The 14,407-nt window shown below is 60.0% G+C and carries 16 protein-coding genes; 6 read left to right on the top strand and 10 right to left on the bottom strand.

The window, feature by feature from the left end; all coding sequences use genetic code 11:
* Positions 1–34: 34 nt before the first annotated feature.
* Positions 35–394 (bottom strand): nuclear transport factor 2 family protein, encoded by a 360-nt coding sequence (locus tag ATY79_RS13195; protein ID WP_088691042.1) that lies wholly within the window; start codon positions 392–394, stop codon positions 35–37.
* 99 nt (positions 395–493) lie between these two features.
* Entirely contained in the window at positions 494–1,489 is a 996-nt protein-coding gene (locus tag ATY79_RS13190; protein ID WP_088691043.1) for an aldo/keto reductase, read from the bottom strand.
* Positions 1,490–1,615: 126 nt separating this feature from the next.
* Here ATY79_RS13190 and ATY79_RS13185 point away from each other — a divergent pair, with 126 nt between their 5' ends.
* Positions 1,616–2,506: a LysR family transcriptional regulator gene (locus ATY79_RS13185; protein ID WP_088691044.1), complete on the top strand. Its 891-nt coding sequence runs from the start codon at positions 1,616–1,618 to the stop codon at positions 2,504–2,506.
* A gap of 69 nt (positions 2,507–2,575) precedes the next feature.
* Positions 2,576–3,193: a hypothetical protein gene (locus ATY79_RS13180; protein WP_088704101.1), complete on the top strand. Its 618-nt coding sequence runs from the start codon at positions 2,576–2,578 to the stop codon at positions 3,191–3,193.
* On the opposite strand, the gene ATY79_RS13175 is transcribed toward ATY79_RS13180, so the two are convergent.
* Together ATY79_RS13175 and ATY79_RS13170 are read right to left on the bottom strand one after the other, a co-directional pair.
* Positions 3,183–3,626 (bottom strand): GNAT family N-acetyltransferase, encoded by a 444-nt coding sequence (locus ATY79_RS13175; RefSeq protein WP_088691046.1) that lies wholly within the window; start codon positions 3,624–3,626, stop codon positions 3,183–3,185. The genes ATY79_RS13180 and ATY79_RS13175 overlap by 11 nt on opposite strands.
* Positions 3,627–3,639: 13 nt before the next feature.
* A complete protein-coding gene (locus tag ATY79_RS13170; RefSeq protein WP_088704100.1) occupies positions 3,640–4,587 on the bottom strand; it encodes an aldo/keto reductase in 948 nt (315 codons plus the stop codon).
* 179 nt (positions 4,588–4,766) lie between these two features.
* Here ATY79_RS13170 and ATY79_RS13165 point away from each other — a divergent pair, with 179 nt between their 5' ends.
* Complete coding sequence (locus ATY79_RS13165; RefSeq protein WP_088704099.1) at positions 4,767–5,753, top strand: Gfo/Idh/MocA family oxidoreductase; 987 nt, start codon at positions 4,767–4,769, stop codon at positions 5,751–5,753.
* 2 nt (positions 5,754–5,755) lie between these two features.
* Here the strand turns inward: ATY79_RS13165 and ATY79_RS30870 are convergent, their stop codons facing one another.
* Genes ATY79_RS30870 through ATY79_RS13145 form a run of 4 tightly spaced genes read right to left on the bottom strand, consistent with a single transcriptional unit; the run spans position 5,756 to position 8,244 of the window.
* Positions 5,756–6,142 carry a GtrA family protein gene (locus ATY79_RS30870; protein WP_189638017.1) on the bottom strand — a complete coding sequence of 129 codons (387 nt, stop codon included), beginning with the start codon at positions 6,140–6,142 and terminating at the stop codon, positions 5,756–5,758.
* Positions 6,135–6,512, bottom strand: a complete 378-nt coding sequence (locus ATY79_RS13155) for a transporter (protein ID WP_245306743.1) — start codon at positions 6,510–6,512, stop codon at positions 6,135–6,137. The genes ATY79_RS30870 and ATY79_RS13155 overlap by 8 nt, the downstream gene beginning before the upstream one ends.
* Positions 6,509–7,213, bottom strand: coding sequence for a class I SAM-dependent methyltransferase (locus ATY79_RS13150; RefSeq protein ID WP_088691050.1), 705 nt, complete (start codon positions 7,211–7,213; stop codon positions 6,509–6,511). The genes ATY79_RS13155 and ATY79_RS13150 overlap by 4 nt, the downstream gene beginning before the upstream one ends.
* A 29-nt stretch (positions 7,214–7,242) precedes the next feature.
* Entirely contained in the window at positions 7,243–8,244 is a 1,002-nt protein-coding gene (locus ATY79_RS13145; protein WP_088704198.1) for a glycosyltransferase, read from the bottom strand.
* Positions 8,245–8,398: 154 nt separating this feature from the next.
* Between ATY79_RS13145 and ATY79_RS13140 the strand changes: the two genes are divergently transcribed.
* Entirely contained in the window at positions 8,399–10,240 is a 1,842-nt protein-coding gene (locus tag ATY79_RS13140) for a hypothetical protein (protein ID WP_088704097.1), read from the top strand.
* A 2-nt stretch (positions 10,241–10,242) separates the two neighbouring features.
* On the opposite strand, the gene ATY79_RS13135 is transcribed toward ATY79_RS13140, so the two are convergent.
* Entirely contained in the window at positions 10,243–10,479 is a 237-nt protein-coding gene (locus ATY79_RS13135; protein WP_088691053.1) for a hypothetical protein, read from the bottom strand.
* Between the two features lie 548 nt (positions 10,480–11,027).
* Between ATY79_RS13135 and xseA the strand changes: the two genes are divergently transcribed.
* Together xseA and ATY79_RS13125 are read left to right on the top strand one after the other, a co-directional pair.
* Complete coding sequence (gene xseA, locus ATY79_RS13130) at positions 11,028–12,617, top strand: exodeoxyribonuclease VII large subunit (RefSeq protein WP_088704096.1); 1,590 nt, start codon at positions 11,028–11,030, stop codon at positions 12,615–12,617.
* Positions 12,618–12,702: 85 nt separating this feature from the next.
* Positions 12,703–13,812, top strand: a complete 1,110-nt coding sequence (locus tag ATY79_RS13125; RefSeq protein ID WP_088704095.1) for an endonuclease/exonuclease/phosphatase family protein — start codon at positions 12,703–12,705, stop codon at positions 13,810–13,812.
* A 77-nt stretch (positions 13,813–13,889) separates the two neighbouring features.
* On the opposite strand, the gene ATY79_RS13120 is transcribed toward ATY79_RS13125, so the two are convergent.
* Positions 13,890–14,372 carry a MarR family transcriptional regulator gene (locus tag ATY79_RS13120; RefSeq protein WP_088704094.1) on the bottom strand — a complete coding sequence of 161 codons (483 nt, stop codon included), beginning with the start codon at positions 14,370–14,372 and terminating at the stop codon, positions 13,890–13,892.
* Positions 14,373–14,407 lie beyond the last annotated feature (35 nt).

Here is a 14,407-nt window from a genome sequence, read left to right as displayed (position 1 = left end):
AGATTGGAAGCCGGCGATCGTCTCGCCGGCTTTTCTATGTGTGGAGATAATAGAGCTTGTTGACGATCATCCAGCGGCCCTCGATCTTCAGCATCGAGAGATAGTCGGTGAAGCGCATGCCGGCAAAATCGTCGCTGACCTTCACACACGCCGCATCGCCGACGACGTCAAGCATCTGTATGTCCATATGCGGCTGTGTTGTGGGCGGCGCCGAACCTTCGGCGACGATCGCGGCGATGAATTCTTCCCGGTTCAACCATTCGACCGTGTTCTCGTAGTGCCCGATGATGTCGCATTGCGGATGAAAGGCTTTCCGCAATGCAGCTTCGTTGGCGAAGGTCATGCCTTCGACATAGAGATGAACGACTGCTTCGATTGCTTGCTGATCCGACATGTCTCACCTCGCCAGAACATCTCCATAGCATAGTGCAGCGAATGGGTGCGGCAAGGTCGCCGAAGGATGCTGCACGCGTTTGAAGCTTCAACCGTTCGGCTAAAGGTTCGTCATCGCCAGCGATGCGTCGGAGTAGCGCTTGCCAGCGATTTGATCCAGTGGGACCGCTTCGTTGATCTCTGCCAGTTCGGACGCATCGAGCACGATATCGGCCGCCGTTGCATTCTGCTCCAGGTGATGGATCTTGCGGGCGCCGGGGATCGGCACGATGTCGTCGCCCTGATGTAGCACCCAGGCGAGCGCCAGTTGCGCTGCGGTCACGCCCTTTTCCGTCGCGAGCGTTTCGAGCTTGGCCACGAGCGCGGCATTGGCATCGAAATTATCGGACTGGAAGCGCGGCAGCTGGCGCCTGAAATCGTCCGCGCCAAGGTCCTGCGGTTTCTGGATGGTGCCGGTCAGGAAGCCGCGCCCGAGCGGGCTATAGGGCACGAAGCCGATTCCCAGCTCACGGCAGGTATCGAGAACACCATTTTCAGGGTCGCGAGACCAGAGCGAATATTCGCTCTGCAGCGCCGCGATCGGGTGGACCGCATGGGCGCGGCGGATTGTGGCGCTGCCGGCCTCGGAAAGACCGAGCGCGCGCACCTTGCCTTCGCGCACCAGCTCCGCCATGGCGCCGACGGTCTCCTCGATCGGCACATTGGGGTCGACGCGATGCTGGTAGAAAAGGTCGATCGTCTCTATGCCGAGGCGCTTCAGCGAGGCTTCGGCGACGCGCCTGACGTTTTCCGGACGGCTGTCGACGCCCACAATTGCTGCTGGTCCTGACTTTTGGAGGTCGAGCTTGAAGCCGAACTTGGTGGCGATGACGACGCGGTCGCGCACCGGCTTCAACGCCCGGCCGAGAAGCTCTTCATTGGTATAGGGGCCGTATACCTCGGCCGTGTCGAAGAAGGTGACGCCGAGTTCGACGGCGCGGTGCAGCGTCTTGAGCGACTCGTTTTCGTCGCTGGCACCATAGGCGAAACTCATGCCCATGCAGCCGAGGCCGACGGCAGAGACTTCAAGGTTGTTTCCGAGTTTGCGGGTTTTCATGCGGAGGCTCCTCTGTCGAGCGAAGTTCAAACCGCGGTCCATGCCGGGTACCGAGAAAACTTAGTGCCCCGCCAGTCATCAAAAAATACGTGCAATACATAACAGGCTGTTCTATTAGTTAGATCAATGAATAGGACACAGCTCGCCCAACTCGCCGTTCTTGCCGTCGTTTCCGAACGACGAAGTTTTCGCGCGGCCGCCAAGGAGTTGGAGATTGCGCCATCGGCTGTCAGCCATGCGATCTCCAGCCTGGAGGAGAGCCTTGGCGTCCGGCTTCTGGCGCGCACGACCCGCAGTGTCGCGCCGACGGAAGAGGGGCGTCTTCTGCTGCTGCGCCTGAAGCCGGCTCTGGACGAAATCGGGATCGCCCTGGAGGCGGTCACCGAAGCCGCCGGAAGACCGGCCGGCAATCTGCGCATCAGCGCGCCGCGCTTTGCCTCGGACATCCTGCTTGCGCCGCGGCTCGGCGAATTCCTGAACCGCTATCCTGATATCACCCTCGAAATCGCCAATGAGGATGGTTTCACCGATATCGTGCGTGAGGGATTCGACGCCGGCATCCGTCTGGAGGAAAGCCTAGAGGCGGATATGATCGCCGTGCGGGCCTCGCCGAACCTGACGACGGTGATTGCCGGTTCCCCGGAGTATTTCGAACGCTACCCCAAACCTCTGCACCCCTCCGATCTCGTCCACCACCGCTGCATCAAGCGGCGCTTCACCAACGGCACGATCTATCGCTGGGAATTCGAAAAGGACGGCCAGGAACTCGTCGTCGCGGTCGATGGGCCGTTGATTGTCAGCGAGGACAGACTGGGATTGATTGCTGCGCTGAATGGCGCGGGGCTCGCCTATCTGTTCGATCTGCGTGTCGAGGATGAACTGGCGAGCGGCAAGCTCGTTCGTGTGCTGGAGGACTGGTGCGCGCCCTATCCGGGACCGTTCATCTACTATCCGAGCCGGCGCCAGATGCGGCCGGCCCTGCGAGCCTTCATCGACTTCTTCCGATATAGCCCATAGGCTTGTCAAAAAACGGGTGGTCTGCAGCGCGCCGATCAGGGAGGATCGCATGGAAGCAGGAGGCGTTGCATGAAGAAACCTGGATCGATGAAGGGTTTGGAGGACCTCGGACGCGCGCGGCTTTCGAAGAATTTCTTCCTCCGCGATTTCCTGCATTCCGAAATTGCCGATTTCTATCGCATTCCGAACATCCCCGAGAATCCCGATCTGGCGATTGAAGCAGGAAAGCGGCTCTGCGAGGAACTGCTGGAGCCGCTGCAGTCGACCTTCGGTCGGCTGCACATCCGCTCCGGCTATCGCTCCCCTGAGGTCAACCAGTTCGGCAACCGCAACAACCTCAACTGCTCGTCAAACGCCGCGACGGCCGCCGACCACATCTGGGACCTTCGCGATTTTGATGGCTGCATGGGGGCAACGGCCTGCGTCGTCGTCCCGTGGATGATCGACAACTATAGCAACGAAGAGGACTGGCAGAGACTTGCCTGGTGGATCCACGACCATCTGCCCTATGCGTCGCTCTGCTTCTTCCCGAAGCTCTGGGCCTTCAACATCCAGTGGCACGAGCGGCCGCGGCGTGTCATCCAGAGCTATGTGAGGCCGCGCGGCATATTGACGAAATCAGGTATGGCGAATTGGGAGGGCAGTCACGCCAGCTTCTATGAGGGCTTCCCGCCGCCTAGAAATTGATGCGGTAGCGAAGATGCCCGTCGCTTTTGACATAGCTGTCGTAGAGCGCACGCGCCGTCTTGTTCTGCTCACTGGTGTGCCAGTAAAGCCGCGACCAGCCGTTCTTCGTGCAGAGCGAAACGAGGTCGTCCATCAAGGCTCGCCCCACACCCTTTCCGCGTGCAGCCGGATCGACGAAGAGGTCTTCCAGATAGCAGTCCTTGCCGCGGATCCACGTGCCTTCGTGTGTCAGGCTGAGTGTGAAGCCCATCACCCTGTCGTCGACCGCGGCGACGCGCATGAAGATCGCCGACGCCGGATCGAAGACCCGGCGCCATGTAGCATCCGTGATGTCAGCCTCGACCGTGACTTCGTAGAAGGCGAGATAGTCGGCCCAAAGCTCGCGCCAGCGCGCTTCGTCCTCTGGTTTCGCATCGCGGATTTTTAGGGTCATTGCCTCTCCCCCGTCAGGCGCCGGCCTTGTCGAGCAGCGCCATCGCGTCGTCGGACAGCGAAAGCGTCGCGGAGTTGGTCAGGCTCTCAAGCTGGGACAGGCTGGTAGCACTGGCGATCGGCGCCGTCACGCCCTTCTTTCTGAGCAGCCAGGCCAGCGCGATCTCTGCCGGCTTGGCGCCGGTTTCCGCAGCAACCTTGTCGAGTGCGGTCAGGATGCGGAACCCCTTGTCGTCGAGATATTGCGCCACCCGTCCCTCGCGGGCGCGACCCTGCGTATCGGCCTTCGTGCGGTACTTTCCGGAGAGAAAGCCGGCAGCAAGGCTGAAATAGGTGATGACGCCGATATCTTCCTTGAGGCAGAGATCGGCCAGCGGTCCCTCGAAGCTCGCACGCTCATAGAGATTGTATTCCGGCTGGATCACATCGTAGCGCGGCACGCCGGCCTTTTCGGCGGCATCGAAGGAGGCCTGGAGTTGCGTGGCGTCGAGATTGGAGCAGCCGATCGCGCGAATCTTGCCCTGCTGCTTCAGCTTGGCAAAAGCGCCAAGCGTTTCCTCGTAGGGCGTGTTCCCGTCCGGCCAATGCGAGAGGTAGAGGTCAATATAGTCGGTCTGCAGCCGGCGCAGCGAATCCTCGACCGCCTTCAGGATATAAGTCTCCTTCAGCGTCTTGCCCTGGCCCATGTCGGAGCCGACCTTGGTGATAACAACAGCCTTGTCGCGGGAGACCTTGTCGCGCTTCAGCCACTTGCCGATGATCTCTTCGGAATCGCCGCCCTTGTTGCCCGGCGCCCAGGCCGAATAGACGTCGGCCGTGTCGATCGTATTGAAACCTGCGTCAAAGAAGGCATCGAGAATGTCAAAAGAGGTCTTCTCGTCAGCGGTCCAGCCGAAGACGTTGCCGCCGAAGACGATCGGGGCGATCGAAAGGCCAGTTTTTCCAAGACGGCGCATGTCCATGGCGCTCTCCTAAAGTGCTGAATTGATTGAAATCGCTGACGCGGCAGAACGCCGCCGGGAGTTAACCTAGCGCGGCCGACACCCGATGGGAACCTGCTCCTTGAATTGTGATCACGCCATTGCGCCGCCGTCGTCGCCTTACTAAGCTGCGCAAAAATCGAACCAGGAGGACCCAGGCTATGCTGCGTTTTGGTATTCTTTCGACCGCGAAGATCGGCCGCGAACTCGTCGTCCCCGCCATCCAGGACGCGGAAAACTGCGTCGTGACGGCGATTGCCAGCCGCGATCTGGCAAGAGCCCGGGAGATGGCGGACCGCTTTTCCGTTCCGCACGCCTTCGGTTCCTACGAGGAGATGCTGGCCTCCGACAAGATCGATGCCGTCTATATCCCGCTGCCGACCTCGCAGCACGTCGAGTGGACGATCAAAGCCGCCAATGCCGGCAAGCACGTGCTGTGCGAAAAGCCGATCGCGCTCGAGGCCGATGAGATCGACAGCCTGATTGCTGCCCGCGATCGCAACAAGGTTCTCATCACCGAGGCCTATATGGTCACCTATGCGCCGGTCTGGCGCAAGGTTCGCTCGCTGATATCGGACGGCGCGATCGGCACGCTCCTGCATGTCCAGGGCGCCTTCACCTATTTCAACCGCGACCCCGGCAACATGCGCAACATTCCGGAGCTTGGCGGTGGCGCGCTTCCGGATATCGGCGTCTATCCGACGATCAGCACACGCTTCTCGACCGGCAAGGAGCCGCTGCGCGTCCAGGCCGTCACGCGCCGCGACCCGGAATTTGGCACTGACATCTACTCGAGCGTCAAGGCCGATTTTGGCGATTTCGAACTGACCTTCTACGTCGCCACCCAGATGGCGAACCGCCAGGTCATGGTCTTCCACGGCACCGATGGCTTCATCGAGGTCAAGTCACCGTTCAATGCCGACCGCTGGGGCGCCGAGGAGATCGAGCTCACCAATCGCAACCACAATGAATCGACGATCTTCCGCTTCCCGGACAGCCGCCAGTACAAGCGCGAGGCCGAGGCTTTTGCGCGCGCCGCCAAGGGTGAAAATGAAGAGGTCGTGACGCTGGAAAGCTCGAAGCTCAGCCAGAAATTCATCGACGCGATCTATCGCGCCAGCGAAAAGGACGGTTGGGAAACGGTCTGACGTCAGTCGCTGCTGCGCAAAAGCCTGAGGTAGCCGAAGCAGCCAAAGCTCAGGGACATGACCGTGGCAAATGCCATTGCTGCCAACGGCTGCAGCGATGGCGAAAACGCAAGCAGTGCGGCGAAGAGCCCGTAGTTCAGAAGGGCGGCTACCGTCAGGATGGCGATTATGCCGACGTCACCGACCGCCAATCTGCCGCCGGCCGTCATATCGATCCGAGGCAACAGGATCCCCATTGCGATGAGGCCTGAAAGCAGGCTAAGCGCACGGGCGAAGAACGGGCTCAGTGCAGCATCCAGCAAAGCGTAGAGCAGCGCATCTACTGCCACCCCGAGGATCGACAAGGCAATGAAGCGCAAGAACAATGCTCTGCCAGAACTCTCAGCCATTGATCGCTAGCATGCCCGCAATGATGCAGGCCGCTCCGATGGCGTAGCGCAGCGTCAGGGCTTCGCCGAGAAAGGCCTGCGCCAAAAGCGGCACGAAGCAGAAGGTCAGCCCCATGAACGAATAGGCCATCGTCAACGGCACGGCTTTCAGGACGTAGATCCAGATAATCGTTCCAAGACCGTAAAGCAGAAGTGCTGCGATCAGCACCGGGTTCAGAAACAGCGCGATCAGATTGCGCAGGCTAAGTTCGCCAGCCGTCGCGCTGGTCATTTTGAAGAGAACCTGGCCGGAGGCGATGAGCAGCGGCGTACCGATAAGGCCGACCCAGTTGCCGATCGAAAGGTTGGAGAGCATGAGCCTGTCTTTCATTTCGCAGATTGCCGATCTTCCGCGTAGAAAATGTCACGCCCGATATCTTCGCAGACAAACGTCGGGGGAACTGGATGAACGGCCCTCAGAAACGAGTGTGTATACGGGAAGAAGTTGAAATGCGGGTTGAATGTGTAGCGATACTCGCGCTCGCGCGGCACGACGATAATCAGCCGTCGCTTGGCGATGCGCCGCAGCTCAGCGATCGCTTGCCGATAGTCGAGAATATGTTCGATGACGTGCGTGCAGATCACGGTGTCGAATTCGCCGTTGGCGAAGGGCAATGTCTCCACCTTCGCGGCAACGTATTCGATCCCAGCGAGTGACGACGCATCGTCGATCACGAAATCCACACCAACGAGCCGGGCAAGGTTCGGATGTGACTTCAGGATGCGGCTTAGCAAGGCTCCAGTGCCGCAGCCGACGTCGCATACGCTTTCACCTTCGATCGATCCGACAATCCGGTTGATGCACGCCGCCGAGTTGTCGGTCCCTTCGTGTACACGCGGGTGATTGCGGTAGAGCTCGGCATACTCCTCCGCGGACAGAAATGGCGCCCGCTCGCGAAATTTCGCGAGGTGGCTGATATGATCACCCCACACACGTTTCGCGGCCCAGCGAAAGACGCCGGAGTCCCGCAAGAATGGCGGCAGAACATCTTCGAGAACGAAGCGAATGCGGTTCGTGGTTTCTCTGTTCATCTAAATTTGTGCCGTGTTACACCGAGCGATCATGCGATGCGGGCCGTCTTGCTGTTGTGCGGGGTTGTCTTGGGCGCGGACGCCGTCGATCCGTCACTGCCAGCTGCGACATTCAAATAGAAGATGCGTAGCTGTTCGGAGCGCGAGCGCGCAACGGAATCGAGAATGAGACCAGCGGTGAAGACCATGAAGGAGATCATCATCAGTGCCATGGACAGGACCCAGGTCGGCATCCGGTTGACCAGACCTGTTTCAAAGTATTCCATCAGCACCGGCGTCATGAAAGCAAAGCTGGACAGCATGAAAAAGCCGCTTGTGATCCCAAAGAAGGCGAACGGCCGCGTTTCCTTCATCAGCATGGCGAACATCCAGAGGATCTTGGCGCCATCCTTGAAGGTTGAAAGCTTCGAGTGGGAGCCCTCGGGTCGGCGGCCGTAATCCAGTTCCAGCTCGCTGACGGGCAGTTTCAGGCGCGACGCATGCACGGACATTTCCGTCTCGATCTCGAAGCCTGCCGAGACGGCGGGGAAACTCTTGACGAAGCGCCGCGAGAACACGCGGTAGCCTGAGAAGATATCAGTGAAATCAGTGCCGAAGATCGTTCGGTACAGCATGTTGAAGATCTTGTTGCCGAAGGCGTGACCCTGTCTGCCGGCATCCGCATGCACGCCGCGCCGCGTGCCCACGACCATATCGGCGCGCTCGGTCAGCAGCGTACGGATCAGTTCCTCGGCATCGTCAGGCGAGTACGTCCCGTCGCCATCCGCCATGATATAGATGTCGGCATCGATGTCGGCGAACATGCGCCGGACAACGTGACCTTTGCCCTGCCGCCGTTCGCGAACGACATGGGCGCCGGCAAGCATCGCGTGGAGCGCGGTGCCATCCGTGGAATTGTTGTCGTAGACATAAATGGGAGCGCCCGGGAGCACGGACTTAAAGCCCCGAACAACGGAGCCGATCGTCGCGGCCTCGTTATAGCAGGGCAAGAGCACGGCAATATTCAGATTGTCGATACGCGATCCAGTCATGATCACACCCGTGGCGAGAAATCCGGACGAGAATAGATGGCGGCCGTTAACAAGTAGCTATGAAATCCACGAAAACCGGCTGTCAGCAGGGCTTTTACGGTTTCTTGAGAGGAGAGGGGTAGGATCTCGGCGCTCAAACAGTGAGATCTGCTTCATGACGAATGTTGCCCAGGTGGTTGATGCTCCCGCATCGGTATGGTCGGCTGCCAAACTGCGCACCATGATGACCGGGCTATGGCCATCGGTGCTGCTCTACAGCGTCCTTCTTATTGCTGCGATCCTCGCATTGAAACTGCCCGGCGCAACGGACTATGTCGGCGCGGATAACGATGACGGAATGCGGCTGGTCGAGGTGCGCGATTTCCTGAACGGGCAGGGATGGTTCGACTTGATGCAGTATCGCATGGGGCTCGGCGCGGGCACTTTGATGCACTGGTCCCGGCTCATCGATCTCCCAATCGCGATGCTGATCAGGTTCTTCGGCATGCTTGCGTCGCCGCAGCGCGCGGAAGCGCTTGCACTCGCCGTCTGGCCGCTTTCGCTGACCATCCCCAGCCTGTGGGCCATGGGACTTGCTGGCCGCCGCATCGGCGGCACGTGCGGAATGCACATCGCGCTGGGCCTGACCGCATTTCTCTTGGTTCCGAGCAACCGATTTCTGCCGGGCGCAATCGACCACCACAACGCGCAGTTCGCGTTGGTCGCCATCATGACTGCGATGTTGCTTGAGGAAAACTATCGGCCGCTGAACTATGCCATAGCCGGTTTGGCGGCCGCGACTGCAATCGCGATTGGGGCTGAAACGACGCCTTTCGTAGCATCGGTATGCGTTGTTGTCTCGGTTTCGTGGGCCTGGGAAGGCGAGCCGTTTGCGCGTGCAGCCAAGGCTTTCGGGCTCGCATTGGCTCTGTCGATCAGCCTGCTTTTCTTCGGCACCGTTCCGCCGCGTCTCTATTCGGCGGTCACCTGCGATAACCTGTCGCTCGGTTATTACAGTCTCGCTGCGATCGGCGGCGGGCTGCTGCTCTTTGCTGCTACTTTTGCGAGCAATGCAAACCGGTTGTTGCGAATCACCGCCCTGGGCGCGATCGGCGCGGTTGTGCTTGCCTCCGCCATCACGATCGCTCCCCAATGCCTCCGCAATCCGCTCGCTGATCTTGACCCGCTTCTTGTCAAGCTCTGGCTGGACGGCGTGCAAGAGGCACAGTCGATCCTTGCACTCAATAGGCAGGAGCCCTTTACGCTAGGCTTCTTCTATTCGACCGGTGTCTTCGCACTTGCCGTCTGTGTCTTCCGCCTCGCTCACGGGGATCGGGTGCGGGTCCATCTGGTCTTGCTTTTTCTCCTCGGCGTGAGTTTGGCAATCGCCGCCGTTCAGGTGCGCGGCACGATGTTTTCCAATCTTCTTGCAATCCTGCCGCTGACATTGCTGATCATCGACCTGCGCCGGATGTCGGCCGGCGATAGCGAAAATGTTGCCGCCGCCTTCTGCTATCTTTCCACGGTTCTCATGAGCGTGGCGGCGGTTTGGGGGCTCGTCGGAGGACTTATCGGCATGCAGGTGGAGAATGGCGAAAGCATCCTCCAGCCAGCATCCACAAAACCGTCCTGCACATCGAAGTCGTCTCTGGCGCCGTTGACTGAAGTGCCCGCGGGCCTTGTGGTTGCGCCGTCCGACGTCGGTGTCTCGATTCTCCGCTTTACGGACAATCGGATACTGGCCGCGCCTTACCATCGAAACCAGGGAGGCATGCTGACGGAACTGCATATCGGCTTGGCGGAGCCACGGGAAGCGGAGGCGTTCCTGAAAGGCGCGGGCGTCACCGTTCTCGCCTTTTGCGCCGACAATCCGCAGACAAAGGAGCTTGCCAAGATGAAGCCGGATGGCCTCTACGCGCAACTGGAGAAAGGCCTCGTCCCGGCTTATCTGAAGCCCATGCCGACGCCTGATGGCGCGCCAATTCGGTTCTTCCGTTATGTGCCTGCTGGCTCGTAGATTTAGACGAAGCGCCGACGATCGCGGACGCGGTCGAGAGTGTAGAGACCGAGAAGGCAGATCAAAAGGCCGCTGTCGTAGCAGCCAATAGCCGCTGTGAGATCAAGAATGGATGTGGTCGAGACCCAGGCTGCGCAGGCATAGACCGCGCACACAAGGAAACCGACCAACACCATCGAAAATATCGAGCGCATTGGTGCAGTAACGAAACCCAGTGTGGTGGCCGTCAGAGCGATCATCACCATCTCCTCGTTCGCGCAGTATAGCTCGGTCTGTCTTTTCGAACAATTTTTCGAGCCGCTTGTTACCGCTTTCCCCAGTATTTGTAATCGACACAGTCGCAATCTGCTGCCATGGCGGACGCCCTAAATCAGCCCGAGAATGCTTGATGAGGGTCTGTCCGGCTGCCCTTTTGACGAACCAGGTGTCCTCCAATGCCGACTTAGAGTGCCCTCGTGATTTCGACGAGGTCGACATGGTCATTGGGGGGAGGGCGAAGCCGGCGCTCGCAGGACCGGTGAGCGAGGGCGCATGGGAGGCGAAGCGGTCAGAGATGGTCACTCCTCTTGTCATTTGTCCGATCATCGCTTGGCAGGGATTACCGGGTAGAACCGAGAGGTAGTCGATCGTCGACTTTCCTGATCGCCAGGACTAAGTCGTTAATACGCCTAAGTCTCTACTATGTATGAGAAAATGGCTGCGCCACCCTTCTCTTTACCGGAATGCCAAGAAAAATCGTCCCCTTTTGGAGGCTGCTCTTTGTCGCCTCATCGGCTAGAACAGAACGATGAGCAATGTCTTCGAGAATGATTCGCCGAGCAATCTTACCGAGTACTCGGTCTCGGAACTTTCCGGCTCGATCAAGCGCACCGTCGAGACTGCCTTCGACCAGGTGCGCGTGCGTGGCGAAATTTCCGGATACAGAGGCCCCCACTCGTCCGGCCATGCCTATTTTTCCTTGAAGGATGATCGCGCGCGTATTGATGCCGTCGTCTGGAAGGGCAATTTCTCCAGGCTGAAATTCCGTCCCGAGGAAGGGATGGAGGTGATTGCCACCGGCAAGGTGACCACGTTCCCAGGCTCATCGAAGTATCAGATCGTCATCGAAACGCTCGAGCCGGCTGGCGCTGGCGCGCTGATGGCGCTGATCGAAGAGCGCAAGCGCAGGCTTGGCGCCGAAGGCCTGTTCGACCCGTCCCGCAAGCGGCGGCTGCCGTTCATGCCGAGGGTGATCGGTGTCGTGACCTCGCCGACCGGCGCCGTCATTCGCGATATTCTCCACCGCATCTCCGATCGTTTCCCGGTTCACGTCATTGTCTGGCCGGTAAAAGTGCAGGGTGACGGCTCCGGCGAGGAAGTCGCGAATGCGATCCGTGGCTTCAACAGCTTCGATGTGCGGGGGGACATGCCGCGTCCGGACGTCCTGATCGTCGCGCGTGGTGGCGGCAGCCTCGAGGATCTCTGGAGCTTCAACGACGAAATCGTTGTGCGCGCCGCGGCGGAGAGCCAGATTCCGTTGATTTCGGCAGTCGGTCACGAAACCGACTGGACCCTGATCGACTACGCTGCCGATGTCCGTGCACCGACGCCGACCGGTGCGGCCGAGATGGCGGTTCCCGTGAAGGCCGAACTGGAGGCCCAGACGGCGGCGCTTGCCGCGCGTCTGCAGGGCTGCATGAGCCGCCGCATGGATCATCATCGTCAGTCCGTACGGGCTTTGGTCCGCGCGCTGCCCTCTCTGGATCAACTCTTGGCACTGCCGCGTCGCCGCTTCGACGAGGCGGCCGCCGGTCTTGGTCGCGGCCTTGAACTCAACACGATCAACAAGCGCCGTAGCTTCGAGCGCACCGCCGCGCACTTGCGTCCGGATGTCCTGTCGAACCGCATCACCGAGCGTCGCCAATTTCTGAATGAACGGATGACCCGCGCCGAGCGGACGATCGAGCGCCTTATCGATCGATCGAGAGCACGGGTTGGCCGCGCCGACGCTACTTTTGCGGCACTCCCGGCACGCCTGAAAACGCAGACCGCTCGCCTGCGCGACCACCTCGCCAATCTGTCGCGCCACGCCGATACGGCGGTAAGGCACCAGCTGACGCGCGCACGCGGCGACGTCACGGCTCAGGATCGCGTGCTGCAGTCGCTGTCCTACAAGAATGTGCTGAAGCGCGGTTACGCGGTCATTCGCGACGACGAAAACAAGCCGGTGTCACAGGCGGCGATGTTGTCGCCGGGCATGGGCATTTCCATCGAGTTTGCGGATGGCCATGTGGGCGCGGTGACGACCGAAGGCGGGGCTGCGCCCTCCACGTCCAAGAAGCGAGCCGCCAAGCCGGAAGATGAACAAGTCCCGCCGAAGCAAGGAAGCCTATTTTAGGTAGTCGTTGCGGTCCATTCCAGCGCCGACATCATTGAAATGCAACATATGCGTGTCATTCTGCTCTTGAACGGGAGGGAAAGACATGAGGCTTGCATCGTTCAACGTCGAAAACCTGTTCGACCGCGCAAAGGCCATGAATCTGGATACCTGGGCGGACGGCCGGGCTGTTCTCGACCGCTTTGCCGAGTTGGAGAAGCTGCTGGGTCAGGTGACCTACAGCGACGCCGACAAGGCGCGCATGGCGAGGCTCATTGTCGAACTTGGCATGGAGAGGAGCGATACTGGCCCCTTTGTCATCCTTCGCCGTAATCGGGGCAGTCTTTTGAAGCGGCCAACGGCCGGCGGTGTGGTCATCACCGCCAATGGCCGCATTGATTGGGTGGGATCGTTGGAATTGCGTGACGAGCCGATCAACGAGATCGCCATGCAAAACACCGCGCGTGTCATGAGCGATCTCAAGGCCGACATTCTCGGCATCGTCGAAGTCGAGAGCCGGCCGGTCCTTACGGCCTTCAACACGCAGGTAGTGCCGGCCGTTGGTGGCAACCCGTTCACGCAGGTCATGGTGATCGACGGCAATGACGAGCGCGGTATCGATGTCGGGCTGATGACGCGAAAGGGCTTTGCGCTCGACATAATGCGCAGCCACGTCGACGATAGGGACGCGGCAGGCAATCCGATCTTCTCGCGCGATTGCCCCGAATATTACGTGACAACGCCCGAGGGAACGACACTGCTTGTCATGGTCAACCACTTCAAGAGCAAGGGTTTCGGCAGCGCCCAGTCCTCCGATGCTCGCCGGCATACGCAAGCGCAACGGGCGCGAGAGATCTATGAGAAGCGTATTGCCGAAGGATTGGATCACATCGCGCTGATCGGCGACTTGAACGACACGCCGGACAGCGCCCCTCTGACGCCGCTGAGGGACAGTACGCTCCGGGATGCCTTTACGCATCCGGCGTTCGACGATGGCGGCTTTCCAGGTACTTTCGGGCTTGGCAACGCCGGAAACAAGATCGACTATCTTTTCCTGTCGCCGAAGCTTTTCGAGAAGGTTGAGCGCGGCGGCGTTTTCCGCAAAGGCGCCTGGCCTGGAAGTCGACCAAAACGCTGGGAGACCTATCCGGAACTGACCGAGCCGAAACACGCGGCATCGGATCATGCGGCCATCTGGGTCGACCTGAACATCTGAGGCCAATGACCGGAAGGCCGTTGTCTTCTGTACCGATGGTTAAGGTTCGAAGCCAGTGATGGGAGCGATAGGCCCGGCTACTCGAATGTCGCCAGAAACTTGCGCAGCAGGGTGTCGAGCTGCGCCTTCTCCTTCGCGCTGAAGCTCTGCGTCAACCGTTGCTGATTGGCGACGTGGGCTCCGACGGCAGTTTCCACGGCGGCAAGCCCCGTTTCGGTCAGGGCGATGAGAACGCTTCGCCGATCGTCGGGATTGAGAACGCGCTCGACCAGACCCGCTCTTTCCAGTTGGTCGATCCGATTGGTCATGGTGCCGGAACTGACCATCGTCATCGAGAGCAGATCGCCAGGTGAGAGCCGGTACGGCGCGCCTGAGCGCCTGAGGGTCGCCAGCACATCGAAGGACGAGGAGGAAAGCCCCTGCTGCTGCAGCACCTGGTCCACCTCGCGGGCGAGATGCGTCGTCAGCCGTTTCAGCCGGCCCATGATGCCCATCGCCTCGGTATCGAGGTCGGGACGCTCCTTTTTCCATTGCGCAAGTATCTTGTCGACGCGATCCATCGGCCAGCCCGTTCTTCTGAGGAGACTGTTATCAC

The sequence above is a fragment of the Rhizobium sp. R693 genome (assembly GCF_002211315.1).
Lineage (GTDB): Bacteria > Pseudomonadota > Alphaproteobacteria > Rhizobiales > Rhizobiaceae > Rhizobium.
This window is presented reverse-complemented; position numbering and strand designations above follow the sequence as displayed.